Annotated in this window: 26 protein-coding genes; 17 read left to right on the forward strand and 9 right to left on the reverse strand. The window is 64.6% G+C overall.

Going from position 1 to position 24,250, the window contains the following annotated elements; translation table 11 throughout:
- Window positions 1-24 precede the first annotated feature (24 nt).
- From ACVWYQ_RS28325 to ACVWYQ_RS28365, 9 genes are all read left to right on the forward strand, one after another.
- On the forward strand, window positions 25-327 hold the full coding sequence (locus ACVWYQ_RS28325; protein WP_007605424.1) for an urease subunit gamma: 303 nt from the start codon (window positions 25-27) through the stop codon (window positions 325-327).
- Between the two features lie 131 nt (window positions 328-458).
- Complete coding sequence (locus ACVWYQ_RS28330) at window positions 459-764, forward strand: urease subunit beta (protein ID WP_026202067.1); 306 nt, start codon at window positions 459-461, stop codon at window positions 762-764.
- A 56-nt stretch (window positions 765-820) separates the two neighbouring features.
- Window positions 821-1,360, forward strand: a complete 540-nt coding sequence (locus ACVWYQ_RS28335) for an HD domain-containing protein (protein WP_157283712.1) — start codon at window positions 821-823, stop codon at window positions 1,358-1,360.
- Window positions 1,361-1,394: 34 nt separating this feature from the next.
- Window positions 1,395-3,110 carry an urease subunit alpha gene (gene ureC, locus ACVWYQ_RS28340; RefSeq protein WP_271542845.1) on the forward strand — a complete coding sequence of 572 codons (1,716 nt, stop codon included), beginning with the start codon at window positions 1,395-1,397 and terminating at the stop codon, window positions 3,108-3,110.
- A 128-nt stretch (window positions 3,111-3,238) separates the two neighbouring features.
- A complete protein-coding gene (locus ACVWYQ_RS28345; protein WP_035998129.1) occupies window positions 3,239-3,538 on the forward strand; it encodes a putative quinol monooxygenase in 300 nt (99 codons plus the stop codon).
- Window positions 3,539-3,551: 13 nt separating this feature from the next.
- On the forward strand, window positions 3,552-4,163 hold the full coding sequence (locus tag ACVWYQ_RS28350; RefSeq protein ID WP_271542846.1) for an urease accessory protein UreE: 612 nt from the start codon (window positions 3,552-3,554) through the stop codon (window positions 4,161-4,163).
- Entirely contained in the window at window positions 4,144-4,872 is a 729-nt protein-coding gene (locus ACVWYQ_RS28355) for an urease accessory protein UreF (RefSeq protein ID WP_109142435.1), read from the forward strand. The genes ACVWYQ_RS28350 and ACVWYQ_RS28355 overlap by 20 nt, the downstream gene beginning before the upstream one ends.
- Before the next feature lie 39 nt (window positions 4,873-4,911).
- Complete coding sequence (ureG, locus tag ACVWYQ_RS28360) at window positions 4,912-5,535, forward strand: urease accessory protein UreG (RefSeq protein WP_271542847.1); 624 nt, start codon at window positions 4,912-4,914, stop codon at window positions 5,533-5,535.
- A 298-nt stretch (window positions 5,536-5,833) separates the two neighbouring features.
- A complete protein-coding gene (locus ACVWYQ_RS28365) occupies window positions 5,834-7,492 on the forward strand; it encodes a CHASE domain-containing protein (protein ID WP_057028151.1) in 1,659 nt (552 codons plus the stop codon).
- Here the strand turns inward: ACVWYQ_RS28365 and ACVWYQ_RS28370 are convergent.
- The 5 genes from ACVWYQ_RS28370 to ACVWYQ_RS28390 form a co-directional block, all read right to left on the reverse strand.
- Window positions 7,489-8,097 (reverse strand): TetR/AcrR family transcriptional regulator, encoded by a 609-nt coding sequence (locus ACVWYQ_RS28370; RefSeq protein ID WP_271543087.1) that lies wholly within the window; start codon window positions 8,095-8,097, stop codon window positions 7,489-7,491. The genes ACVWYQ_RS28365 and ACVWYQ_RS28370 overlap by 4 nt on opposite strands.
- Window positions 8,098-8,189: 92 nt before the next feature.
- Window positions 8,190-9,338 (reverse strand): OpgC domain-containing protein, encoded by a 1,149-nt coding sequence (locus ACVWYQ_RS28375; protein WP_271542848.1) that lies wholly within the window; start codon window positions 9,336-9,338, stop codon window positions 8,190-8,192.
- Window positions 9,339-9,506: 168 nt separating this feature from the next.
- Window positions 9,507-9,962 carry a hypothetical protein gene (locus ACVWYQ_RS28380; protein ID WP_057028148.1) on the reverse strand — a complete coding sequence of 152 codons (456 nt, stop codon included), beginning with the start codon at window positions 9,960-9,962 and terminating at the stop codon, window positions 9,507-9,509.
- 88 nt (window positions 9,963-10,050) lie between these two features.
- Window positions 10,051-10,422, reverse strand: coding sequence for a DUF883 family protein (locus tag ACVWYQ_RS28385; protein WP_035998171.1), 372 nt, complete (start codon window positions 10,420-10,422; stop codon window positions 10,051-10,053).
- A gap of 78 nt (window positions 10,423-10,500) precedes the next feature.
- Window positions 10,501-11,613, reverse strand: coding sequence for an AI-2E family transporter (locus ACVWYQ_RS28390; protein ID WP_404545899.1), 1,113 nt, complete (start codon window positions 11,611-11,613; stop codon window positions 10,501-10,503).
- Between the two features lie 208 nt (window positions 11,614-11,821).
- Here ACVWYQ_RS28390 and ACVWYQ_RS28395 point away from each other — a divergent pair, with 208 nt between their 5' ends.
- The 3 genes from ACVWYQ_RS28395 (at window position 11,822) to ACVWYQ_RS28405 (ending at window position 13,603) form a co-directional block, all read left to right on the forward strand.
- Window positions 11,822-12,622, forward strand: a complete 801-nt coding sequence (locus ACVWYQ_RS28395) for a L,D-transpeptidase (RefSeq protein WP_275497946.1) — start codon at window positions 11,822-11,824, stop codon at window positions 12,620-12,622.
- Window positions 12,623-12,635: 13 nt separating this feature from the next.
- Entirely contained in the window at window positions 12,636-13,286 is a 651-nt protein-coding gene (locus ACVWYQ_RS28400; protein WP_271542851.1) for a DUF2865 domain-containing protein, read from the forward strand.
- 161 nt (window positions 13,287-13,447) lie between these two features.
- Window positions 13,448-13,603, forward strand: a complete 156-nt coding sequence (locus ACVWYQ_RS28405; RefSeq protein ID WP_008546817.1) for a Thivi_2564 family membrane protein — start codon at window positions 13,448-13,450, stop codon at window positions 13,601-13,603.
- A 129-nt stretch (window positions 13,604-13,732) separates the two neighbouring features.
- Here ACVWYQ_RS28405 and ACVWYQ_RS28410 read toward each other — a convergent pair whose 3' ends face one another.
- The 4 genes from ACVWYQ_RS28410 to cysD form a co-directional block, all read right to left on the reverse strand.
- On the reverse strand, window positions 13,733-13,933 hold the full coding sequence (locus tag ACVWYQ_RS28410; protein ID WP_008546815.1) for a CsbD family protein: 201 nt from the start codon (window positions 13,931-13,933) through the stop codon (window positions 13,733-13,735).
- A gap of 192 nt (window positions 13,934-14,125) precedes the next feature.
- Window positions 14,126-16,291: a malate synthase G gene (locus ACVWYQ_RS28415; RefSeq protein ID WP_456726587.1), complete on the reverse strand. Its 2,166-nt coding sequence runs from the start codon at window positions 16,289-16,291 to the stop codon at window positions 14,126-14,128.
- Window positions 16,292-16,639: 348 nt separating this feature from the next.
- On the reverse strand, window positions 16,640-18,556 hold the full coding sequence (gene cysC, locus ACVWYQ_RS28420; protein WP_456726588.1) for an adenylyl-sulfate kinase: 1,917 nt from the start codon (window positions 18,554-18,556) through the stop codon (window positions 16,640-16,642).
- A gap of 14 nt (window positions 18,557-18,570) precedes the next feature.
- A complete protein-coding gene (cysD, locus tag ACVWYQ_RS28425) occupies window positions 18,571-19,365 on the reverse strand; it encodes a sulfate adenylyltransferase subunit CysD (protein WP_128264420.1) in 795 nt (264 codons plus the stop codon).
- 244 nt (window positions 19,366-19,609) lie between these two features.
- On the opposite strand from cysD, the gene cysG reads away from it, so the two are divergent.
- Genes cysG through ACVWYQ_RS28450 form a run of 5 tightly spaced genes read left to right on the forward strand, consistent with a single transcriptional unit; the run spans window position 19,610 to window position 24,239 of the window.
- Window positions 19,610-21,034: a siroheme synthase CysG gene (gene cysG, locus ACVWYQ_RS28430; RefSeq protein ID WP_404545905.1), complete on the forward strand. Its 1,425-nt coding sequence runs from the start codon at window positions 19,610-19,612 to the stop codon at window positions 21,032-21,034.
- Window positions 21,031-21,348, forward strand: coding sequence for a DUF2849 domain-containing protein (locus ACVWYQ_RS28435; RefSeq protein WP_035998194.1), 318 nt, complete (start codon window positions 21,031-21,033; stop codon window positions 21,346-21,348). The genes cysG and ACVWYQ_RS28435 overlap by 4 nt, the downstream gene beginning before the upstream one ends.
- An 11-nt stretch (window positions 21,349-21,359) precedes the next feature.
- Window positions 21,360-23,015, forward strand: coding sequence for a nitrite/sulfite reductase (locus tag ACVWYQ_RS28440; RefSeq protein WP_025033990.1), 1,656 nt, complete (start codon window positions 21,360-21,362; stop codon window positions 23,013-23,015).
- Window positions 23,002-23,517: a DUF934 domain-containing protein gene (locus ACVWYQ_RS28445; RefSeq protein ID WP_271542857.1), complete on the forward strand. Its 516-nt coding sequence runs from the start codon at window positions 23,002-23,004 to the stop codon at window positions 23,515-23,517. Before ACVWYQ_RS28440 ends, ACVWYQ_RS28445 begins: the two co-directional genes overlap by 14 nt.
- Window positions 23,514-24,239 carry a phosphoadenylyl-sulfate reductase gene (locus ACVWYQ_RS28450; protein WP_271542858.1) on the forward strand — a complete coding sequence of 242 codons (726 nt, stop codon included), beginning with the start codon at window positions 23,514-23,516 and terminating at the stop codon, window positions 24,237-24,239. The genes ACVWYQ_RS28445 and ACVWYQ_RS28450 overlap by 4 nt, the downstream gene beginning before the upstream one ends.
- The last annotated feature ends 11 nt before the right edge of the window (window positions 24,240-24,250 follow it).

A 24,250-nucleotide genomic window follows, 5' to 3' on the forward strand; every position in this document is an offset into this window, starting at 1 on the left:
CGTGTTGAACGGAAGAGATGTCGCATGAATCTGTCTCCCCGCGAAAAGGACAAGCTTCTGATCTCGATGGCCGCGATCGTGGCCCGCCGCCGGCTGGACCGCGGCGTCAAGCTCAACCATCCCGAGGCGATCGCGATCATCTCCGATTTCATTCTGGAAGGCGCGCGCGACGGCCGCACCGTCGCCGAGCTGATGCAGTCAGGCGCGCAGGTGCTGACCCGCGACCAGGTGATGCCGGGCATTCCCGAGATGATCCACGACATCCAGGTCGAGGCAACTTTTCCTGACGGCACCAAGCTCGTCACCGTGCACGAGCCGATCCGTTGAAGCGCGAGATTGTATCAACATCGTCATGCCCGGGCTTGTCCCGGGCATCCACGACTATCAAACCAGACGCCAACACGTGGATGGCCGGGACAAGCCCGGCCATGACGCAGCGGAGCAAGACGAGGTAGCACATGATCCCCGGCGAACTCTTCATCCAGGACGGCGAGATCGAGCTCAACGCCGGCCGCAAGACCGTGACGCTGACGGTCGCCAATACCGGCGACCGCCCGATCCAGGTTGGCTCGCACTACCATTTCTTCGAGACCAACCCCGCGCTGAAGTTCGACCGCAAGAAGGCGCGCGGCATGCGCCTCGACATCGCCGCCGGCACCGCCGTCCGCTTCGAACCCGGCCAGACCCGCGACGTCCAGCTCGTCGCCATGGCCGGCAAGAAGACGATCTACGGCTTCCGCGGCGATGTGATGGGGAAGCTGTGACCTCCGCAGGAACGAGCACGCCGCGGCATGGTTGAGGCGGAAACGGAGGTATTTCCATGCTCTCACCAATCCGCCTCGTCTCGGAAGCTGCCGAGCTCGCCGCGCAGCGCCATAACGGCATGGCGCGCAAGGGCCGCGGCAATGAGCCCTATATTAATCATCTCGCAGAGGTCGCGAATCTGCTCGCGACTGCGACCGACGGCGCCGATGCCGAGCTGGTCGCGGCCGGCTGGCTGCACGACACGATCGAGGACACCGACACCACGCGCGAGGAACTCGCGCAGAGATTTTCCGATCGGGTCGCGTCCCTCGTTGCCGAGTGCACCGATGACATGAGCTTGCCGAAAGCGAAGCGGCGGCAGAAGCAGATCGAGGACGCGCCCCACAAGTCGCCGGGCGCCAAGCTGATCAAGATCGCCGACAAGATCAGCAATACGGGCGCGCGCATTCAAACCGATCCGAGTGCTGGGGAGCGCGAAGATCTCGCCGACTATATCGCCTGGGCCACGAAGGTCGTGGCTGGGTGCCGCGGCGGCAATGCGTGGCTCGACGAAAAATTCGATGATGCCGTGAAAGCAGCAAAGGCCTTGCTGTGACCAACCAGACATTCAATCGCAAACGGGGCTTGTGATGTCCGTCAAGATGAAGCGTTCCGTCTATGCCGACATGTTCGGTCCGACCACCGGCGACAAGGTGCGGCTGGCCGACACCGACCTCATCATCGAGGTCGAGAAGGATTTCACCACCTATGGCGAGGAGGTGAAGTTCGGCGGCGGCAAGGTGATCCGCGACGGCATGGGCCAGTCGCAGGTCACGAACAGGCAGGGCGCGGCCGATACGGTCATCACCAATGCGTTGATCGTGGACCATTGGGGCATCGTGAAGGCCGACGTCGCCATCAAGGACGGCATGATCGCTGGCATCGGCAAGGCCGGCAATCCCGATATCCAGCCGGGCGTCACCATCATCATCGGTCCCGGCACCGACGTGATCGCGGGTGAGGGCAAGATCCTCACCGCCGGCGGCTTCGACAGCCACATCCATTTCATCTGCCCGCAGCAGATCGAGCACGCGCTGATGTCAGGTGTCACCTCGATGCTGGGCGGCGGCACCGGTCCCTCGCATGGCACCTTCGCCACCACCTGCACGCCCGGTCCCTGGCACATCGCGCGGATGATCCAGTCGTTCGACGCCTTCCCGGTCAATCTCGGCATTTCCGGCAAGGGCAACGCGTCGCGCCCCGCCGCGCTGGTCGAGATGATCAGGGCCGGCGCCTGTGCGCTGAAGCTGCACGAGGACTGGGGCACCACGCCGGCCGCGATCGACAATTGCCTGTCGGTGGCCGACGATCACGACATCCAGGTGATGATCCACACCGACACGCTGAACGAATCCGGCTTCGTTGAGGACACGATCAAGGCCTTCAAGGGCCGCACCATCCACGCCTTCCACACCGAAGGCGCTGGCGGCGGCCATGCCCCTGATATCATCAAGGTGGCCGGGCTGAAGAACGTGCTGCCGTCGTCGACCAACCCGACGCGGCCCTTCACCCGCAACACCATCGACGAGCATCTGGACATGCTGATGGTGTGCCACCATCTCGATCCCTCCATCGCCGAAGATCTGGCGTTCGCCGAGAGCCGCATCCGCAAGGAGACGATCGCGGCCGAAGACATCCTGCACGACCTCGGCGCGCTCTCGATGATGTCCTCGGACTCGCAGGCCATGGGCCGCCTCGGCGAGGTCATCATCCGGACCTGGCAGACCGCCGACAAGATGAAGAAGCAGCGCGGCTCGCTGCCGCAGGACAAGGGCAAGGACAACGACAATTTCCGCGTCAAGCGCTACATCGCCAAGTACACGATCAATCCGGCGATCGCGCATGGCGTGTCGAAGCTGATCGGCTCAGTCGAGAAGGGCAAGCTTGCCGATCTCGTGCTGTGGTCGCCGGCCTTCTTCGGCGTCAAGCCGGATTGCATCGTCAAGGGCGGCACGATCGTCGCGGCGCCCATGGGCGATCCCAACGCCTCGATCCCGACGCCGCAGCCGGTGCATTACCAGCCGATGTTCGGCGCGTTCGGCAAGGCGCGTACGGCATCCTCGGTGGTGTTCACCTCCAAGGCCGCGGTCACCGGTGGCCTCGCGCGAAAGCTCGGCATCGAGAAGAAGCTCTATGCGGTCCAGAACACCCGCGGCAAGATCTCCAAGAAGAGCATGATCCACAACGACGCGACGCCCAATATCGAGGTCGATCCGGAGACCTATGAAGTGCGCGCCGATGGCGAGTTGCTCACCTGTGCGCCGGCCGAAGTGCTCCCGATGGCGCAGCGATATTTCATGTACTGAAATAGCGCCTCGACGCATGTCCCCGGCGGTGTCCGGGGACGGCTTTTGCGGTTTTGCGTTCGGTCCCGCCTGGTCTAATGTCCCGCCCGGTATCGTAACCCTCAGAAGAAAAGCCGGGAGGATTTCTCGTGATCTACGTCGTTGCCACCCTGACCATCAAGCCCGAGACGCGCGCCGAATTCATTGCAGCCGCCACCGCCTGCATCAAGGAGACGCGGAAGGAGCCCGGCAATATCGCCTATGACCTGCATGAGAGCGTCACGGACCCTGCCAAGATGGTGTTCGTCGAGCAGTGGGAGAATATGGAGGCGCTGGGGCCGCATCGCGCTGCCGAGCACATGAAGACGTTCGGCCGCGTTGCGGTGAAATGCTTCACGGCGCCGCCGAAGATCGAATACATCACGCCCGAGAAGGTCGAGACACGGTAAAGAGGTAAGACGCATGATCCGGGCGACGCAGGTCAGGGGACAGCACCGTTTCACGGAAGCACCAGTGGACACGGTTGTGCTCGATTTCGACGACCGGCACCGCCGCCGCATGACGATGACCGGAACGCGTGGTCTCGAATTCCTGCTCGACCTGGAACATGCCGTCGCGCTGCGCGGCGGCGATGCGCTGGTGCTGGAGGACGGAAGGCTGATCGAGGTGGTCGCGGCGCCCGAGCCGCTGCTCGAAATCCGCGGCCGCGATCCGCACCACCTCGTGCGCGTCGGCTGGCATCTCGGCAACCGTCATCTGCCGACCCAGATCATGGCCAAGGCCCTGCGCATTCGCCGCGATCACGTCATCGAGGCGATGGTGAAGGGCCTTGGCGCGCGTGTGATCGAGATCGAGGCGCCGTTCGATCCCGAAGGCGGCGCCTACGCCGATGCCGGCCACGCGCATGGACACGACCATGCGCATCACGATCACGGCCATCATCACCATGACCATGGTCACCACCATGATCATGGCTCGCATGACCATGGCCACGAGCACCACCATCACCACGACGAGCATTGCGATCATCCCGATCATCACCACGGCCACAAGCATGCTCATGACCACAAATGAGCCGGTCGGCGCCGGTGATCTTGCCGAGGGCGAGGCGGCGGCGCTGTACCGGCTGATGACCTGGCTGTCGCCGGCGTTCCCGGTCGGCGGCTTCTCCTATTCCAGCGGCATCGAATGGGCGGTCGAGGCGGGCGACGTCACCGACACGACGACGCTGGCGGATTGGCTCGATGCGATGCTCGGCGACGGCTCCGGCTTCTGTGACGCCACGTTTCTGGTCCACGCCTATCGCGCCACGGAATCGGGCGAGACGGCCGCATTGAACGAGATCGCCGAGCTCGCGAGCGCCTTCGTGCCGTCGCGCGAGCGGCAGCTGGAGACGACCTCGCAGGGTCGCGCCTTCATCGACATCTCGCGCGCCGCGTGGGATGCCGACGGACTGGACGCGACGGTCGCGGCATGCAGCGCGCCATTGGTCTATCCAGTCGCGGTCGGTGTGGTTGCCGCGATGCACGCCGTGCCGTTGGCGCCGACGCTGCACGCCTTCCTGCATGCGCTGGTCTCGAACTGGATTTCCGCCGCCAGCCGGCTCATTCCGCTCGGCCAGACCGATAGCCAGCGTGTGCTGGTGAAGCTGGAAGCCGCCGTCGCCGCCACCGCCAATCGCGCGCTGAATGCAACCCTGGACGATCTCGGCAGCGCGACGTTCCGCGCCGATCTCGCCAGCCTGCGGCACGAGACGCAGTATACCCGCTTGTTTCGGTCGTGAGCGGTGCGGCCGTCAAGTCATCAGGAGAGAACAAGTCACATGGCGAAATCTCACGGTCCCCTGCGTGTCGGTGTCGGCGGTCCGGTCGGATCGGGCAAGACCGCGCTGATGGACCTGCTCTGCAAGACCATGCGCGAGCGCTATGACATTGCGGCGATCACCAACGACATCTACACCAAATGGGATGCGGAGTTCCTGGTGCGTTCGGGATCGCTGACGCCGGATCGCATCGCCGGCGTCGAGACCGGCGGCTGTCCGCATACGGCGATCCGCGAGGATGCCTCGATGAATCTCGCTGCGGTCGCGGACATGCGCGCCAAGTTTCCCGGACTTGACCTCGTGCTGATCGAATCCGGCGGCGACAATCTCGCTGCCACTTTTTCCCCGGAGCTGGCCGACCTCACCATCTACGTCATCGACGTCGCCGCCGGCGACAAGATCCCGTCCAAGGGCGGCCCGGGCATCACCCGGTCCGACCTCCTGGTCATCAACAAGACCGACCTTGCGCCCCATGTCGGGGCGTCCCTGGAGAAGATGGAGACGGACGCCAGGCGCATGCGCGGCGAGCGTCCCTTCGTCATGACCAACCTCAAGAAGAGCGAGGGGCTCGACCGAATCGTCGGCTTCATTGAGGCCAAAGGCGGCCTGAAACGGACGGGCTGACCGGACGCGACCAGTTGGCGCAGGCGTTTTTCGCCGTTAACGCCTGGGCCGTGCCGCAACCGCGGAACAAATTTCGGACACGGCGATTAACTACCTCCGGCGCCCGGGGCGAATTCATCCCGGCCAGACCATCGGCCGGACGGATTAAGCTTTCCAGGCGACCCAAGTTGCGTACTGATGCCTCCTCCTTCATTATCTCCGCCACTGGGATTTACCCTGCTTCGGCCTCTGGCCGTTCGAGCGGCGTTCATGTGCTCCGTGTTCATTGCCGACTTCCTGCTTTCGCCTGAGTAATCGCGTGGTCAGGCTGGGTTTCATCATCGGCTTCATCGCTCTGCTCGGGGCCTTGCTCTCCGGGCTTGCGGCTTATCGCGTCCACGACCAGGAGCTGGCGCTGGACCGGATCGCGCTGGCGCGTGCGATCGACGTGCATGCGAGCCTGGTTCAGGACCGCCTGACCGAGCGGGAGCTGCTCGCGCGTGTCGCCTCGGGCCTGTTCCGCGCGCCGTCGGTGATCAAGCCGAACATGCTGGAGCCGCTGCGCTCGGCGATCTACGCCTTCAAGACCGACTTTGTGGTGGCCGGCTGGATCGCCCGGCTGAAGCCGAACGAGCTTGCGGCCGCGCAAGCCGCCATCGCCAGCGCCGGCTTCCCGAATCCGCAGATCCGCTCGTTTGACGACAAGCCGATCAATCCTGCCGATGTCACCCAGCCGATCGACGTGCTGTTGGATCTCGAGCCGCGCAGCAACGAGACCACGGCCTTGCCCGGCCGCAGCTACGATCAGGATCCGGTTCGCAGCGCGATGCTCACGCGGGCGCGCGCCCAAAAGAGGTCAGTTGCCTCCGACCCGGTGCCGTTGATCCGCGGAAACGGTCCGATCGGCATCATCGTGGCCGCGCCAGTCGTTCCCGAGGGTGCGACGGAGCCGGCCGGCTTCGTCACATTTTCCTACGAGCTCGCCTCGCTGATGCTGGCCAATGACGACATGTCGCTGTTCGCGGTGGCGCTCAGGGATCCGCGCAAGGATGGCGGCGAGCTGATCGCCAATGATCAGGGCGTGGTCTCGACGCGGATCGCGGCGGCGGACGGGGCGCCGTCGGCGACGCGCACGGTGAGCTTCGGTGGCCGCGATTGGCAGCTCGGCTATTACGCGAAGACCAATTCGGTGCGCCGCGCCGAGCAGACCGCCATCATCGTAGCGGCGATCGGTTTTGCCATCACCGCAATGGTGTGCGGCCTGTTCGGTTACGTCGCCTACAACAATCTGCGGCTCAGCCGGGAGATCCAGGTCAGGATCGGCTTCGAGCGGCGGTTGACCGCGGTGATCGACGAGCTCAACCACCGCGTCAAGAACATCCTGGCGGTGATCCAGTCGATCGTGACGCGCACCTTGCGTCACGGCTCGGACATCGACATCGCGCGCGAGCTCCTGATCGGGCGCATCCACGCCATGTCCAATGTGGTGTCGCTGCTCAGCGAGAGCCAGTGGCAGGGTGTCAAGTTGAAGGGCCTGTTCGAGGCGCGCGCGATTCCGCATGCCGATCGCATCGCCGTCACCGGCCCCGACATCGCGGTCAGCGCGCGTGCCGCACAAAGCCTGTCGCTGCTGTTCTTCGAGCTCGCCTCGCATTCCGACGAGGGCCTGTCGCTGGTCGGCAAGCATCCGCACATCACCGCGAACTGGACGGTGACCGGCGAGGAGGGCGATGAGGTCTTCCATTTCCGCTGGGAGGAGTTCAACACCAGCGAGGCGACGCGCCGGCCCGATTCCGATTTCGGCCTGATCTTGCTCGACCGTGTCGCGCCCGAGGCGCTGGGGGGGACCGCCAAGCGCTTCTTCACCGACGTCTCCTACGTCTATGAATTGACCGCGCCGATGGAGACGGTGGTCGACATGACCGAGCGCGACCGCACGGATAAAATCTCGGCGCCGGTCAGGCCGGTGCGAAGCTAGCCCTTCGGCCGTAACACCAGATCGACGAGGCTGCGCGCGTAGCCGGGTGTGATCGGCGCGATGCCGAAGATATAGCGGTAGAACAGGCTGCCATAGATCGCGTCGTATAGATTCTCGGGGGGACCCTCGGCCTGAATGCTGCCGTCCTTCTGGCCGGCGGCGATCATGTCCACCAGCGCGTCGCGGCGGAATTGCAGGTACCGGGCGTAGAACAGCTCGGCCGACCCGGTCTTGGAGATGCATTCGGAGACGACGGCGAGCTGGACCTTGCCGAACTTGCCCTGCAGCGCCTCGGCATAGGCAGCGGCGTGGCGCCGCGCGCGCGCCGCGGGCGTGCCGGCGCTCGCGGGCGGCAGCGGCAGCATCTGCGACGCATGGTGGAGGAAGGCGTCGATCAATAGCGCTTCCCGCGACGGCCACCATTTGTAGATCGTCATCTTGGACACGCTGGAGTGCCGTGCGATCGCATCGATGGTGGTGGCGGCAAGGCCGGTGGCCGCCATCAGCGCATAGGCACTTTCGAGGATGGCGTTGGTGGTCTCGATCGACCTTGGCCGGCCGCGCCGGGGCGCGCGCTCCGCCTCTTCACGCCCGTCTTTCGCCATCGCCACGCCCGGTCTCCTCACGCAGGGTCCCGGCATAGCGCAGGGGCGGCATTCGGCCTAGCAGAATCGCACGATTTCGTCGCGAGAAGCGATCAGCTCCGAGCCTGCTGCCGCAGGGCTGCCGGCAGATCCTGCCGTTTCGACCAGGCGATGTAGTAGGCGAGCCCGGTCATCGCCGCGAAGCCGGTGATGCTCACCGCCACCTGCATCACCACCAGGTTCGGCCCGGTGATTAGGATGAGGTGGCCAGCGAAGGATAGGAACACGGCGACGCAGAATACCGCGAGCCATTCCTCACCACATGCGATCACCGCTTGCAGCGGTTTCCATCTCAGGCCGGGGTGATCCGCCGGAATGAGATGGGTGGCAATGAACGCGAGGGCGAGGAAGTGGACCACCCGATAGGGAGCGAGGTTTTCCTTGTCGGTCGGAGCGATGCTGTTGAGGAGTAGATCGGGCAGGTAAGCGGACAGCGCCGGCGAATGGCGCATCAAGGTGACGGCCATCGCGAAGACCAGGTAGGCGCCGGCGAGGATCCGCAGCCAGGACATGCCATGCAGCGCACGGCCCGGCGCCCCCGTCACGGCGAACCAGCCGCCCAGCACCATCAGCATCTGCCAGCACAGCGGATTGAAGGTCCATTCTCCGTCGGGATAGATCCGAAAATTCCAGTCGAACCAGCGTGCGGCGAGATACAGCGCGACCGATGCTGCCAGCGTCAGGTTCGGTCCTCGCAGCAGGCCCCACAGCACCAACGGAAACAACGCCATCAGCGGGACCATCAGCTGCAGCAGGTCGAGGTTCAGCGGCTCTTCCTGGAGCACGAGACCGCGGACAAGGATGCGCAGCGGGTGCTCGAGAATTCCGGAGATGTTGTATTGGTGGATGATCTCCGGCGCCATCGATTGCCTGGCGACATAGGCGATGGCATCGATATAGATCACGAACAGCACGACATAGGCGGCATAGAGCCGCCAGACCCGGCGAAAGATGCGCGTCGCCGCGACCAGGTAGCCGCGTTCCAGCGCCATCCTGCCATGGATGATGGCAACCCCATACCCTACCACGAACACGAACAGGTCCGCCGCGCCGCTGAAGCCGAAATTGCGCAGCGTCAGCAGGTTGACGACGTTGTTGGGAATATGGTCGACGAATATGGACCAATTGGCGATGCCGAGCGTCAGATAGAGCCTGGCATCATGCTGGAATGCGGCGAGGTTCGCCTTGACGGACGGTTTCATTGAGCAAAATAGCTTTGGGAATCAGGATGATGCTTTTAACGGCAACCGCCTGCTCGTCCGAGTAGCGTTTGCGTGAGCGGGGAAGAACCGCGCCAAACGGCGTCAAATGTGCCGCTTGCTCGATGAAATGCAGATAGATGCGCTCGCAGTAATTATAATGCCGGACCTTTACTCGGCAGGTTCGGCCGACACCTCGTCGGACACGCCGGCGCGGCTCGCCAGGATGCCAAGGGCGACGCCCCCGATCGCCAGAATCGGCAGCAGCCGCTTGACGCCGATGGCACGAACGATTTGGAGCCCGGTGGCGAGGAGCATCGGGTCTGCAAGCATGCTCTGCGCGGCCGATTTCGCGGCGCGCTCGGCCGCGATCTGGGCGCGCTTCTGCACCTCGCGCTTGTAGCTCCAATAGGAGCCTGCCGCGGCCAAGGTCAACAGAAAGAAGATGCCGGCGCCGGCAAGACAAGCCTGCACCGGGCCATATTTCTGCAGCACCCAAATGAAGACGGCGGCACAGAGGAAGCCTGTGGTCACGAGCAGCGCGAAGGCAGCGCCCGCGGCAAGGGAGGTCAGCCGAACCGTCGTGCCGGTTGATGCGCTGATGCCGTCGATGATGCGCTGAAACATGGCGTTGCTCCTCAATCCCCGCCAGCCGAATGGTCACGAGCCGGCAGCGGCGGCGTGCCGCCGCCGTATCAAATGGGCGTCGACATCCTTAGCGACGCCAGGCGACGCCGATCAGGAAGCCGATGCCGAGCGCCAGCCCGACGGTCGCCAGCGGCCGCTGCGTGATCGCCTCTTCCAGCGTCTCCTCGATCGAGCCGTAGGCGTCATGTGCAGCTTCCATCATCGCGCTGCCGCGCTCGGACATGTCGTCCATCGCGGAGTCCATGTTCTCGCGCGCCTGGCGATAGCCGCGGCGAGCCTGCTTGCTGGTGGAGTTTGCGAAAGTATTGAGCGCGTCGGTGATCTGGTCGGTGAGGGCGGCGATATCGCTTTTCACGGCTGCTACATCCTTTTCGAGGCGGTCTCGGGTGGCTTTGTCGGTCCAGTCTCTCATCCCGGCTTCGGCATTGGGCGTGGACATCGGGAGCTCCGAACTGTTGACGGCTGAGATGGGCGGAGAACGTTTCGTCGCCGGGTAAGTTCCGTTCGCTGAAACCGGTCAGGCTTGCGGCAGCTGCGGCGAATTCTCCGGCAGCAGGTGGTCCTTCAGGATCAGCGCGACGATCAGGAGCGGCGACGACAGGAACGCGCCCATCGGCCCCCACAGCCAGGTCCAGAACGCGAGCGCGAGCAGCACGGCGAGCGCGTTCAGGGCGAGCCGCCGCCCGATGATCGTCGGCGTGATGAAGTGACCCTCGAGAAAGGTGAGGCCACCGAAGGCGAGCGCGGCCATCAGGCCGCCGCCGAGGGTCGGGAAGGCGATCAGCCCGACCACGACCAGCACCACGAACATCGCCACGGGCCCGATGATCGGGATGAAGTTGAGCGTGGCCGCCAGTGCGCCGAGCCCGGCCGGATTGGGCATTCCGGTGAGCGCGCAGATCAGGCCGGTGGCGACGCCGACGCCGACATTGATGAGGGTGACGGTCAGCAGATAATTGCCGAGATGGACCTCGATCTCGTTGAGGATCCGGAGCGTGCGCAGCCGCGCGTCATGATCGCTGAAGGTCATGATCATGGCCCGCCGCAGGTCGCGCCAGCTTGCGATGAACAGGATCAGGGTGACGAAGAACAGCAGGAATTCGGTAAAGGTCGGTGACAGGAATTCCAGCGTCGGCTGCACCCACTCGATCTTGGGCATGTGGAGGCTCGGCAATCCCTCCGAGCCGCCGAGCATGGCTTGCAGCTCCCGCCAGAGCGCAAGCGGCCGGTCGAATACGTGCAGCTTGTCCTTCAATTGCGCGCCGAGCTCCGGCAGGCGCGTGCTCCACGCCATGACTGGCGAAGCGATCAACGCGACGGCGAAAGCGACCACCGCGCTCACCGCGACCACGATCAGCACGGCGCCGACGCTGCGTGGGACCTTGCTTCGCTCCAGGAAGGTGGCCGCCGGAGACAGCATGGTCCCGATGACGAACGCCATCACAACCGGCAGGAAGAACGCCCGGCCGACATAGAGCACGGCGACGATGGCGATCAGCAACAGCCCGGCCAGCGCGAACGCAACGAATTCAGTGCGGCGGATAACCGGCGGCAGCTCGACATGGCTCTCGGGAAGCGGATCGCCTTCGCTGTTGCCGGAAATCAAACGTTCACTGGGTAGGACGCGCACAATCTCTCTCCCGCACGGAATCCGTGATCCGCGCGCCCATTGATGACCTGACTAATGCTTGGGCGGCGGGCTGGTTCCATCGCGGCCTCGTGAACAGGTGCTCGCTTGACTGTGACGTCGCTGCCGCACGCTGCGCCGGAACTTCGATCGACCCGGCGGAGTTTGTTGAGGCAGCGCATCACCTGATGCACATCCAACGGGGCAGCTCATGACAAAGTTGTTTGCAGTCCGTCGCAGCTTCTCGCCGCGCGCCGTCGGCGCGTTCGCCTTCGCAACCGCTCTTCTCGCAGTGCCGGTGGGCACCGCGAGCGCGCAAACCTTCGGCTATGCGCCGATGCAGCGGGTGTACCCGCAGGACCTTTACTCGCAGGGCCAATACTTGCAGGACCAAGGCTATTCGCAGGATGACATCAACGAGGCGCCGCAGGTCGCCGATGAGGATGCCCAATTGCCCGACCGGCTGCGCAGGCAGATCGTCGGCTTCGACCGGAGCGAGCCGGCCGGTACGATCGTCATCGATACCAACAGCACCTATCTCTATTACGTGCTCGGAGGCGGCCGCGCGATCCGCTACGGCGTCGGCGTCGGCCGCGAGGGTTTTACCTGGTCGGGCGTGCAAAGCGTCAGCCGCAAGGCCGAGTGGCCGGACTGGCATCCGCCGGCCGAGATGATCGCGCGCCAGCCCTATCTGCCGCGCTTCGTCGCCGGCGGGCCCGGCAACCCGCTCGGTGCGCGCGCGATGTATCTCGGCTCGAGCCAATACCGCATCCACGGTACCAACGATCCCTCCACCATCGGCAAGTTCGTCTCGTCCGGCTGCATCCGCATGACCAACGAGGACGTCATGGATCTGTACAGCCGCGTCAATGTCGGAGCCAAGGTCGTGGTGCTGCCGAAGAACGTGCCGCTAATGGCGAAGGGAGGTGATCCCGTGCGCAAGCGTCCGGCCGTGACGACGCTGCCTTCGGGTCGGCAGGCGCTGAACATGACCACGTCGGCCGTGAATTAGTCTGCGAGGTCCTATGGCGAGACGGCTGATTGACAAACTGGCGGGCGGAGCGGCGATTGTCGTCGTCGTCTCCAGCGGGCTGGCGATGGCGCCGTCGGCGCATGCGCAGGATTTCTTCTCGGGCCTGTTCGGCGGCTTTCGGATGCGGCCGCCGCCGGAAATCCGGATGCCTTTCCCCACCGGCGATATGCCGCGCTATGAGGCGCCACGCCAGCGCGCGTCCTACGGCGGCGGCACCGCCTATTGCGTGCGCAGCTGCGACGGTCGCTACTTCCCGGCACAAGGCAATGATGCGGAGAGCAAGGCGCAATCTTGCAAGAGTTTCTGCCCTGCCTCGGAAACCTCGCTGGTCTACGGCGGCAACATCGACGATGCCACGACGGAGAAGGGAAAATCCTATTCGGATCTGCCCAACGCATACCGCTATCGCAATGAGATCGTCGCGGGTTGCACCTGCAACGGCAAGGACCCGGTGGGGCTCGCATCCGTCAAGGTCGAGGACGATCCGACCCTGCGCAAGGGGGATATCGTCGCCGGCGCCAATGGTTTAGTGGTCGCCAGCCGCAATGCCAACGACCGCCGCGGCGTTGCGATGAATTTCTCGCCGCTGCCGGATTCAGTGCGCGCGAGATTCCGCCAGGTCCCCGTGGTGGCGAAAGAGTAGGGAGCGCCGCATCTGTCGGCCTCCGAACCTTGTCGGACGGCAAATGCCGGATTGGCCTGCCGCGGAGGCCTCATGAGATCGCGCGGCAGGTTTCCGAGATGGAACCGGCTTGGGTGCAGCGCGTTAGAACAGCGTAGCAATTGCCTGAAGGGGGCCTCGCGATGCTGGTCGGCGTACTCGTCACCTTTCTCGTCGTCATTCTTGTGCTTTATCTCATCAACATGCTGCCAATGGACGGCCGCGCCAAGCAGATCGCGCGCGTCATCGTCATCATCATCGGCATTGTTTCGCTGCTGAAATACCTGGCGGTGTTCTAGCAATCGCAGCCCGGACAAGCGAAGCGGTATCCGGGCCGCAACGAAGGTCCCGGATCGCACTTCACGCCATCCGGGGCTACACCTCAAATCAAAAGCCCCGGCTTTCGCCGGGGCTTCGTTCGTGCTGCTTCAGTGCAGCGACTTCAGCCAGTCGTCGACATCCTGACGGACCTGGTCCTTGGCCTTGCCGTAACGCTCCTGCAACCGGCCCTCAAGCTGCTCGCGGCGGCCCTCGATCAGTTGGAGGTCGTCGTCAGTGAGCTTGCCCCATTTCTCCTTGGCCGATCCCTTGAACTGCTTCCAGTTTCCTTCGATCCGATTCCAGTCCATGACCATCTCCCGTTGGTTGATGGCCCGACAACGCAAGGCGCACGCAGCCTGTTCCGTGACACAGCGGGACGTTTCGCCCAACAAAAAGCCCCGGGCTCGGCCGGGGCTTTCGATGTTCCCGTGACTTTGCTCAGCCGAGCGCGCTTATCCAAGCGCCTCTCTATCCAAGAGCCTCTTTATGCAAGAGCCTCTTTATGCAAGAGCTTTGGCCTCGCGGCGGCGCGCGGTGAGGATGTATTCGGTGTAGCCGTTCGGCTGCTCGCGCCCCTTGAAGATGAGGTCGCAGGCGGCCTTGAAGGCGACGCCGTCAAAGGCGGGTGCCATCGGCTTATAGATGGGATCACCCGCGTTCTGCTTGTCGACGACGACGGCCATGCGCTTGAGCGATTCCATCACTTGGGCCTCGGTGATGACGCCCTGATGCAGCCAGTTGGCAAGGTGCTGGCTGGAAATGCGCAAGGTGGCGCGGTCTTCCATCAGGCCGACATCGTGAATGTCGGGCACCTTGGAGCAGCCGACGCCCTGGTCGATCCAGCGCACGACATAGCCCAGAATGCCCTGGCAATTGTTGTCGATCTCCTGCCTGACGTCATCGGGCGCCCAGTTCGACTTCGACACCGGAATGGTGAGGATGTCGGACAGTTTTGCGCGCGGTCCGCCCTTGGCGAGCTCCTCTTGGCGCGCGATCACGTTGACCTGGTGGTAGTGCAGCGCGTGCAGCGTCGCCGCGGTCGGTGAGGGCACCCAGGCGGTGGTGGCGCCGGCCTGCGGATGGCCGAGCTTCTGCACCAGCATGTCCGCCATCTTGTCGGGGGCGGCCCACATGCCCTTGCCGATCTGGGCGTGGCCGGGCAGGCCATCGATCAGGCCCATGTCGACGTTCCAGTCCTCATAGGCCTTGATCCAGGCCTGCGCCTTCATCTCATTCTTGCGGATCATCGGGCCCGCTTCCATCGAGGTGTGGATCTCGTCGCCGGTGCGGTCGAGGAAGCCGGTGTTGATGAACATGATGCGCTTGGAGGCGCGCTGGATGCAGGCCTTGAGGTTAACGGTGGTGCGTCGCTCCTCGTCCATGATGCCGACCTTGAGCGTGTTCTCCGGCAGGCCGAGCATCTTCTCGACGCGGTCGAAGATCTCGCAGGTCAGCGAGACCTCGTCCGGGCCGTGCATCTTCGGCTTGACGATGTAGGCAGAACCGGTGCGGCTGTTCTTGACCTTGGAATGGCCCTTGAGGTCGTGGATCGCGAGCAGGCCCGAGACGGCGGCGTCCAGCAGGCCTTCTGGAACCTCTTCGCCCTTCTCGTCGAGCACGGCGTCGGTGAACATGTGGTGACCGCAATTGCGCATCAACAGCAGGCTGCGGCCGTGCAACTTGAGCTCGCCCTTGCCGTCCGGCGTCTTGTAGAGGCGGTCGGAATTGAGCGAACGCGTCAGCGTCTTGCCGCCCTTCTCGAAATCGGCCGACAACGTGCCGTTCATCAGGCCGAGCGTGTTGCGGTAGACCAGCACCTTGTCCTCGGCATCGACCGCGGCGACCGAGTCTTCCATGTCCAGAATGGTGGAGACCGCGGCCTCCATGATCATGTCGGCGACGCCGGCCGGATCGTCCTTGCCGATCGCGCTGCTGCGGTCGATCTTGACCTCGATATGCAGGCCGTTGTTGACGAGCAGCACGGCGCTCGGCGCGGCTGGATCACCCTGGAAGCCCGCGAACTGCGCGGCATTCTTCAGCGCGGTGGCGTTGCCGCTCTTCAGCTTCACCGCGAGCTGGCTCGCGACGACGCTATAGCCGGTCACGTCGGTGTGGCTGCCGGTCGCGAGCGGCACGGCGTTATCGAGGAACGCCTTGGCCTTGGCGATCACCTTGTCGCCGCGCGCCTTGTTGTAGCCCTTGCCGCTCTCGGACGGATCATGCGGAATCGCATCGGTACCGTAGAAGGCGTCATAGAGCGAACCCCAGCGCGCATTCGCCGCGTTCAGCGCGTAGCGCGCATTGGTGAGCGGCACGACGAGCTGCGGGCCGCAGATCTTGCCGATCTCCTCGTCGACATTGGCGGTCTCGACCTTCTGCGTCGCCGGCTCCGGGACGAGATAGCCGATCTCCTTTAGGAAGGCGGTATAGGCATCGAGGTCGAACGCCTTGCCTTTATTGGCGCGGTGCCAGTCGTCGATCTTGGCCTGCAGATTGTCGCGGAATGCGAGCAGCTCACGGTTCTTCGGCCCGAGCTCCTTAATGATGGCGGCGAGCCCAGCCCAGAACGCATCCGGCGCGATCCCGGTTTTCGGGGCCGCTTCCTTGGCGATGAAGTCAAACAGAACAGGGGCGATCTTCAATCCGTGGGCGTCGACGCGTTTCATGATGGGCTTTCTTGTTGGAATGGCTGTTTTTGGCTGCTTTTGACCCGACAGCAGCAAAATGCGCCCGCGCGGGGCAGCTTTCCGGACCTATTAGCCCCAAAAAAGAGGCCGTGAGAAGACCCCCGGGGGCTTGTCAAAATGTCAAGGAGAGGGGAAGGCCCCACGCACCGGTGTCATTCCCCGCGACCCGGCCACGCTAAGGCTTCGCCGAGGTTGAGGTCTAGGGGCGCCGAAGCTTTAGCGAAGGCGGCAAGCGGGGAATCCAGTACGCTGCGGCTTCTCCGTATTCCAACGCTGTCTCTGGAATACTGGGTCGCCCGGCCGAGCCGGGCGACGACTAGGGCGGCCTCAAATATTCGCGGCGAGGTCCACGAGCTCGTCGAACAGCACGCCTGATGCCTTCAGCATCTGCTCGATCTCATCGGCCGCTTCCGCAACCGTCCGCTTCGACGTATCGATCACGAGCTCGGCGGCCTCAGGCTTCTCGTAGTCGTTGCCAATGCCGGTGAACGAGGCGAGTGCGCCGGCGCGGGCTTTCTTGTAATGGCCCTTGGGATCGCGCTCCTCGCACACCTCGGCGGGCGTCGCGACATGGATCTCGCGAAACACGGTGTCGGCGATGCGACGCGCGGCGGCGCGATCTTCGCGCGCGGGCGAGACCGCCGCGACGATGGCGATGTGGCCGTTGCGGGCGAGATGCGTCGCGACCTCGGCGAGGCGGCGGATGTTCTCGCTGCGATCAGTGGCGGAGAAGCCGAGATCGCTGTTGAGCCCGGCGCGCAGCGTGTCGCCATCGAGCAGGATCGGCGAGCCGCCATTGGTGAAGAGACGCCGCTCGAGCGCCCGCGCCAGCGTCGACTTGCCGGAGGCCGGCAGGCCGGTGAGCCAGACCACGGCGCCGTTGTGGCGGTAGCGTGCCGAGCGCTCGTCGGGCCGCAGCGCCGATTCCACCGGCACGATGTCAACGGGCACGGCACGTTGGCCGGCATCGACGGACAGCACCAGGCCGCCGCCGGCGATGCGCCCGGACACCTCGATCACGAGGCGGCCGGTGCGCGGATTTTCGGTGTAGGGATCGGTCGCGATCGGATTGGACAGGGAGATGTCGATCTCGCCGACATGGTTGCGGCCGATCGCCTTGTTCTCGCTGCTCGAGAGCTCGCCGGGATCGACCGCCTTCTCGATGGCGACCACGGTGGCGCGGCTTTCCTTTGGCCCCGACCGCACCAAAAGCTGGTCGCCCTTGGCGAGCGGCTTGTCGTGCAGCCAGAAGATGCGCGCGCGGAGCCGCCGCGTCTCGCGCGGCGCAGTGCCGGCATGTGCGATGATGTCGCCGCGCTCGACGAACAATTCACGGTCGAGCGTGATGCCGACCGAGCGGCCGGCGCCCTGACGGCCCGCTACCGGCGTCGCCGGCCAGCTCTCGACCGTCTTGATCTTGGCGATCTTGCCGGCCGGCATGATCACGATCTCGTCGCCGGCAATCAGGCTGCCGGATTCAATGCGGCCGGCGACGATGCGGCGGTCGTCGAACTTGTAGATCGCCTGCACCGGGAGCCGCAGCGCCAGCGCTTCCAGCGGACGCGCCGGCTCAAGGTGATCAAGCGCCTCGACCACGGTCGGTCCCTTGTACCAAGAGATGCGGTCGGTGCGCATTGCGACGCCGTCGCCGTCACGCGCGGAAATCGGGATCACGGCCGTGGGCGTCACGCCGAGGCCGTTCAGATGCGCGGAGATCTCGTCGCTGATGTCCTTGAAGCGTGCGGCGGAGAAATCGACGCGGTCCATCTTGTTGACGACGACCGCGACCTGCTTCACCCCAAGCAGATGCAGGAGATAGCCGTGCCGCCTGGTCTGGTCGCGCACTCCCTCCAGCGCGTCGATGATCAGCACCGCACCGTCGGCCTGCGAGGCGCCGGTGATCATGTTGCGGAGGAATTCGGCGTGGCCGGGCGCATCGATCAGCACGATGTCGCGCGAATTGGTGCGGAAGCGGATTTGGGTGGTGTCGATGGTGATGCCCTGGTCGCGCTCGGTCTGCAGCGCGTCGAGCAGGAACGACCATTCGAACGGCATGCCGCGCCGCGCGCTGACGGCCTTGAGCATTTCGAGCTTGCCCTCGGGCAGGCTGCCGGTTTCATGCAGGAGGCGGCCGACCAGGGTCGACTTGCCGTGGTCGACATGGCCGACGATGACGATGCGGACCTGGGGACGCGTGGTGCCGTTCGGCGTGCCGGGCGAGGCTGACGTGACGAACATGTTCATGGCCGCGTCCTTGATCAGAGATAGCCGGCGACGCGAAGGCGCTCGAAGGCGTCCTCGGTCTCGTGGTCGAGTGCGCGGCCCGAGCGCTCCGGCACTTTGGTCTGCTCGAGCTCGATCAGGATCTCGTCGATGCTCGCAGCGTTCGAGGCAACCGGATTGGTGATGTCCTGGTCACCCAGCGAGCGATAACGCTTGCCGTCCTTGGCGAGGTACAGCGGAATGATCGGGATGTTCTCGCGCTTGGTGTAGGCCCAGATGTCGGCCTCGGTCCAATGCAGGATGGGATGGATGCGCAGATGCGCGCCTTGCGGCGGCGAGGCGTTGAAATGATCCCAGAACTCCGGCGGCTGGTCGCGCACGTCCCAATTGCCCTCCAAGCCGCGCGGCGAGAACACCCGCTCCTTGGCGCGCGTCGCTTCCTCGTCGCGGCGGATACCGGCGATCAGGCCGTCGAAGCCATACTTGGCGAGCGCCATCTTGAGGCCCTCGGTCTTGCGCGCGGCGGACCGGGCGGCCGGCGGCAACGTTGGGTCGACGGCATCGATCGGCGGGCAGGGCTCGACGCGCAGATCGAGATCCCATTCCTTGCCGTAATGATCGCGGAAGCGATACATCTCCGGAAACTTCTTGCCAGTATCGACGTGAAGGGCCGGGAACGGCATCTTGCCGAAGAAGGCTTTCCGCGCCAGCCAGATCATGACGTTGGAGTCCTTGCCGAGCGACCACAACAGGGCAATCTTCTTCAGCCGGGCAAAGGCCTCACGGAAGATGTAGATGCTCTGCGCTTCGAGCTGGTCGAGATGGTCCATGCTCGGGGCAAGTTCGGCAGAAAATTCTTGGGCGCGCACGCGCTCAGCCAGCGCCGGATTGCTCAGTCGATCAGCAGCGGAATCGTCCTTGAGAAGATGCATCTCTGCCACTTTGCGTTTGGAGGCGAAAATTCTATAGTTGCGGTGCGGAAGAGAAGAAAAAATTTTCTCTTTGCGCGCTCGAAACGAGACATATATAGAAAATAATTCCAGTCAACCCCGTTTGTGGGGAAGCGAGTATCACATGCGGTTCTTGCCGGTGTTTCTCGATCTCAAGGCCGGCCCGGTGGTCCTCATCGGGGCGGGCGAGCTTTTGCGCGCCAAGCTGCGCGTGCTCGCCGCTGCCGGCGCGCGCCTGCGCGTGCATGCGATCGATGGCAATCATGACCTCGGCTTGGGCTCCGAAGACGGAGCGCGCATCGAGATCGCGGCGGGCGATCCGCTCACGGCGGATCTTTCCGGCGTCATCGCCGTCGTCTGTGCGGGCGCAGGCGATGTCGGTGTCGCCATGTCGGCTCGCGCCAAGGCGGCTGGCCTGCCCGTCAACGTCATGGACGACCTCGAGCATTCCAGCTTCATCTTTCCGGCCATCGTCGATCGCGGCGATGTCGTGGTCGCCGTCGGCACCGGCGGCACCTCTCCAGTGGTGGCGCGGCGCGTGCGCGAGAAGATCGAGGCGCTGCTGCCGGCGCGCATTGGCGAACTCGCCGAGTTCATCGGCACCTTCCGCAAGTCGATCAACGAGCGCATCGCCGAGTTTCCGCTGCGCCGCCGCTTCTGGGAGCGCGTCATCGACGGTCCGATCGGCGCCGCCGTGCTCGCCGGCCGCAACAGCGAAGCCGATGCATCGCTCAAGGCGATTGCCGATCCCACCGCATTCGCGCGCGCCGACAAGACGGAAGGCTCCGTCGCACTGGTCGGCGCCGGCCCCGGCGATCCCGATCTGCTCACCATCAAGGCGCTGCGCGCGCTGCAGGACGCCGACATCGTCTTCCATGACGAGCTGGTCTCGCCCGAGATTCTCGACCGCATTCGCCGCGACACCACGCGCGTTGCGGTCGGCCGCCGCGTCGGCAAGCCCGGCATCGGCCAGGACGCCATCAACGAGCGCATGATCGAGGCCGCGCAATCGGGCCAACGCGTCGTGCGGCTGAAGGGCGGCGATCCCTTCGTGTTCGGCCGCGGCGGCGAAGAGGTGGAAGCGCTGCGCGCCGCCGGCATCGCCTATTCGATCATTCCCGGCATCACCGCAGGGCTCGGCGCCGCCGCCGATTTCGAGGTGCCGCTCACTTATCGTCACGAAGCGACCCGCATCACCTTCCTCACCGCACACAAGGCCCGCGATGCCGAGAACGTGGATTGGTCGACGCTGACCGACACGAGGATGACGGTCGTGGTCTACATGGGCATGACCGCAGCGCCCGCCGTGCGCGCAGGCTTGTTCGCGGCCGGCCGCTCGCCGGAGACGCCGGTCGGCGTGTTCGCCCGCGTCACGCGGCCGGATGCGCAAGGCGCAATTGGCACGCTGCGCGATCTGCCGGAACTGGTGCGGCGGATCCATGGCGGTCCCGCCATCCTCATCATCGGCGACGTCGTCCGGCATGCCGGCTCGCTTCGCCGCCAGACACCCAAACAAATCATCTCTGACCTATTGGATGCAGCCGAATGACCTCTCCGCTCGAACAAAAGAAGATTCGTATCGCCGGCCCCTCGGTCGTGACCGCCAACCGCACCTGGGACGGCATCGTGGTCTACCGCACCGCCGCCAAGAGCTGGTCCGCCGAGCTGTCGGAAGCCGCGATCGTGCGCAACTCCGACGAGGCCAAGGCGTTGCTTGCGGAAGCCGTGGCCGATGACGTCGGCGCCATCGGCCCCTATATCGCGCCGGTGCAGATCGGCGACGATGGCAAGGTCCAGCCCGGCAATCTGCGCGAGCAGATTCGCCGCACCGGCGTCACCATCGGACAGCCGGCCCAGGTTTAAGGCACCCACTTATGTATGCTTACGACGAAATCGACCGCACGCTCGTCAACGAGCGCGTCTCGGAGTTCCGCGACCAGGTGAAGCGGCGCCTGTCCGGCGAGCTCACCGAGGACGAGTTCAAAATTCTGCGGCTGCAGAACGGCGTCTATCTGCAGCTGCACGCTTATATGTTCCGCGTCGCGATCCCCTATGGCACGCTGGCGACGAACCAGATGCGGGCGCTCGCCCATGTCGCGCGCAAATACGATCGCGGCTACGGCCACTTCACCACGCGGCAGAACATCCAGTTCAACTGGATCAAGCTTGCCGAGCTGCCGGATGCACTCGAAGACCTCGCCAAGGTCGGCATCCACGCGATGCAGACCTCCGGCAACAACATGCGCAACGTCACCTCGGATCAGTGGGCCGGCGTCGCGCCGGGCGAGATCGAGGATCCGCGCATCTGGTCGGAGCTGATCCGCCAGCACACAACGCTGCATCCGGAATTCTCGTTCCTGCCGCGCAAGTTCAAGATCGCGATCACCGCCTCAGACCACGACCGCGCCGCGATCAAGATCCATGACATCGGCCTGCGCTTGATCAAGAACGAGAAGGGCGAGACCGGTTTCGAGGTGCTGGTCGGCGGCGGTCTCGGCCGCACGCCGTTCATCGCCAAGACCATCAAGCACTTCGTGCACGGCCGCGACATCCTCAGCTACATCGAGGCGATCCTACGCGTCTACAATCAGTACGGCCGCCGCGACAACATCTACAAGGCGCGCATCAAGATCCTGGTCCACGAGCTCGGCATCGAGAAATTCTCGCGCGAGGTCGAGGACGAGTGGCAGCACATTCGCAACTCCTCGCTCCAGATCGACGACGAGGTGATCGAGGACATCCGCTCGCGCTTCACCTATCCGGCCTACGAGAAGCTGCCGCATATGCCGGACGAGCTGCGCCAGGCCGCGGCCGACCCCGATTTCGAGGCATGGCGCAAGAACTCGGTGGCCCCGCACAAGGTGCAGGGTTACTCCATCGTCACGATCTCGCTGAAGCCGACCGGCGGGCCTCCGGGCGATGCCACCGCCGAGCAGATGGACGCGCTGGCAGATCTTGCCGACAAATATTCCTTCGGCGAGATCCGCGTCGGCCACGAGCAGAACCTGGCGCTGCCGCACGTCGCCAAGCGCGACCTGCCGGCGCTGTGGAAGGCGCTCGACAAGCTCGGGCTGGCGACGCCCAACGTCAACCTGATCACCGACATCATCGCTTGCCCCGGGCTCGATTATTGCTCGCTGGCGAATGCGCGCTCGATCCCGATCGCGCAGGAGCTGACGCGGCGCTTCGCCAATCATGAGCTCGCCAACCTGATCGGCCGCCTGCACATCAACATCTCCGGCTGCATCAATGCCTGCGGCCATCACCATGTCGGCCATATCGGCATTCTCGGCGTGGAGAAGAACGGCGAGGAGGTCTACCAGATCACCATCGGCGGCCGTGCCGACGAGAATGCCGCGCTCGGCACCCTGATCGGCCCCGGCGTCAAGTTCGACGAGGTCGCCGACGTGGTCGAGGACATCGTGGAAGCCTATCTGGCGCTGCGCGAGCGGCCTGAAGAGCTGTTCATGGACACGGTGAAGCGCCTCGGCGTCGAACCCTTCAAGGAGCGCGTCTATGCCACTCGTTAATGGCGGAAAGATTACGGACGACAGCTTCGTCAAGCTCGCCGTCGACACGCCGCTGCCCGAGGGCGGCGACATCCTGGTGCCCGCCGAGCGCTTCCTCGGCGAGGCCGAGGGCTTGCTCAAGCGCGCCGGAAAGGTCGGCGTGATCTGGCCCAACAATCGCGACATCGCCGAACTCGTGCCGTATCTCGGCCAGATCGCCGCCGTCGCGCTGGTGTTCCCGACCTTCCGTGACGGGCGCGCCTACAGTCAGGCGCGGCTGCTGCGCGAACGTTACAATTATCGCGGCGAATTGCGCGCGACCGGTCAGGTGCTGCGCGACCAGTTCGTGTTCATGCTGCGCGCCGGCTTCGATGCCTTCGAAGTCAAGAAGCAGGCCGACGCGGAGGCCTTCATGCAGACCGCCAAGCGCTATTCGGTGTTCTACCAGCCGACCGGCGATGGCCGCATCACCGCGCTGCACCGGCGCATGCAGCTGCGCCATTCCGAAGGGGTCGGCACGTGAACGCGATCGCGCCTCAGGTTTCGCCCGTGTCTGCGCTACCTTCGGCGGACGAGCTCGATCGCGCCTTGCGCGATGCCTCGCCCGCGGAGGTCATTGCCGCGGCGCTGAAGACGGTCGGGCGCGAGAAGCTTGCGCTGGTGTCGTCCTTCGGCACGGAATCGGCGACGCTGTTGAAGGTCATGTCGGATGTCGATCCCGCAATCCCCGTGATCTTTCTCGACACCGGCTGGTTGTTTGAGGAGACGCTGGCTTATCGCGATACGCTGATTGCGACGCTGGGCCTGAAGGACGTTCGCTCGATCAAGCCGGCCGAGGAGACGCTGTTGCGCGAAGATCCCGACCGCGACCTCTGGTTCTCCGATCCCGACGCCTGCTGCCGGATCCGCAAGGTCGAGCCGCTGGCGCGTGCGCTGAAGCCGTTCGACGCCTGGCTCAACGGCCGCAAGCGCTTTCAGGGCAATGCGCGCGCCGACATTCCGGTCGTCGAGGACGACGGCGCGCGGCTGAAGTTCAATCCCTTCGCCAACGTCTCGCGCGAGGAGATCGAGGCGATCTTCACCCGCGCCAAATTGCCGCGGCACCCTCTGGTTGTGTCAGGATTCCTGTCGGTTGGGTGCATGCCTTGCACCAGCAGAACGACTGAAGGTGAGGATGCACGCGCCGGCCGGTGGCGCGGCCGGGCCAAGACAGAATGCGGCATCCATACGATGAAGACTTCGTAGCACAGTCACGC

It is taken from the genome of Bradyrhizobium sp. USDA 3397, assembly GCF_054060965.1.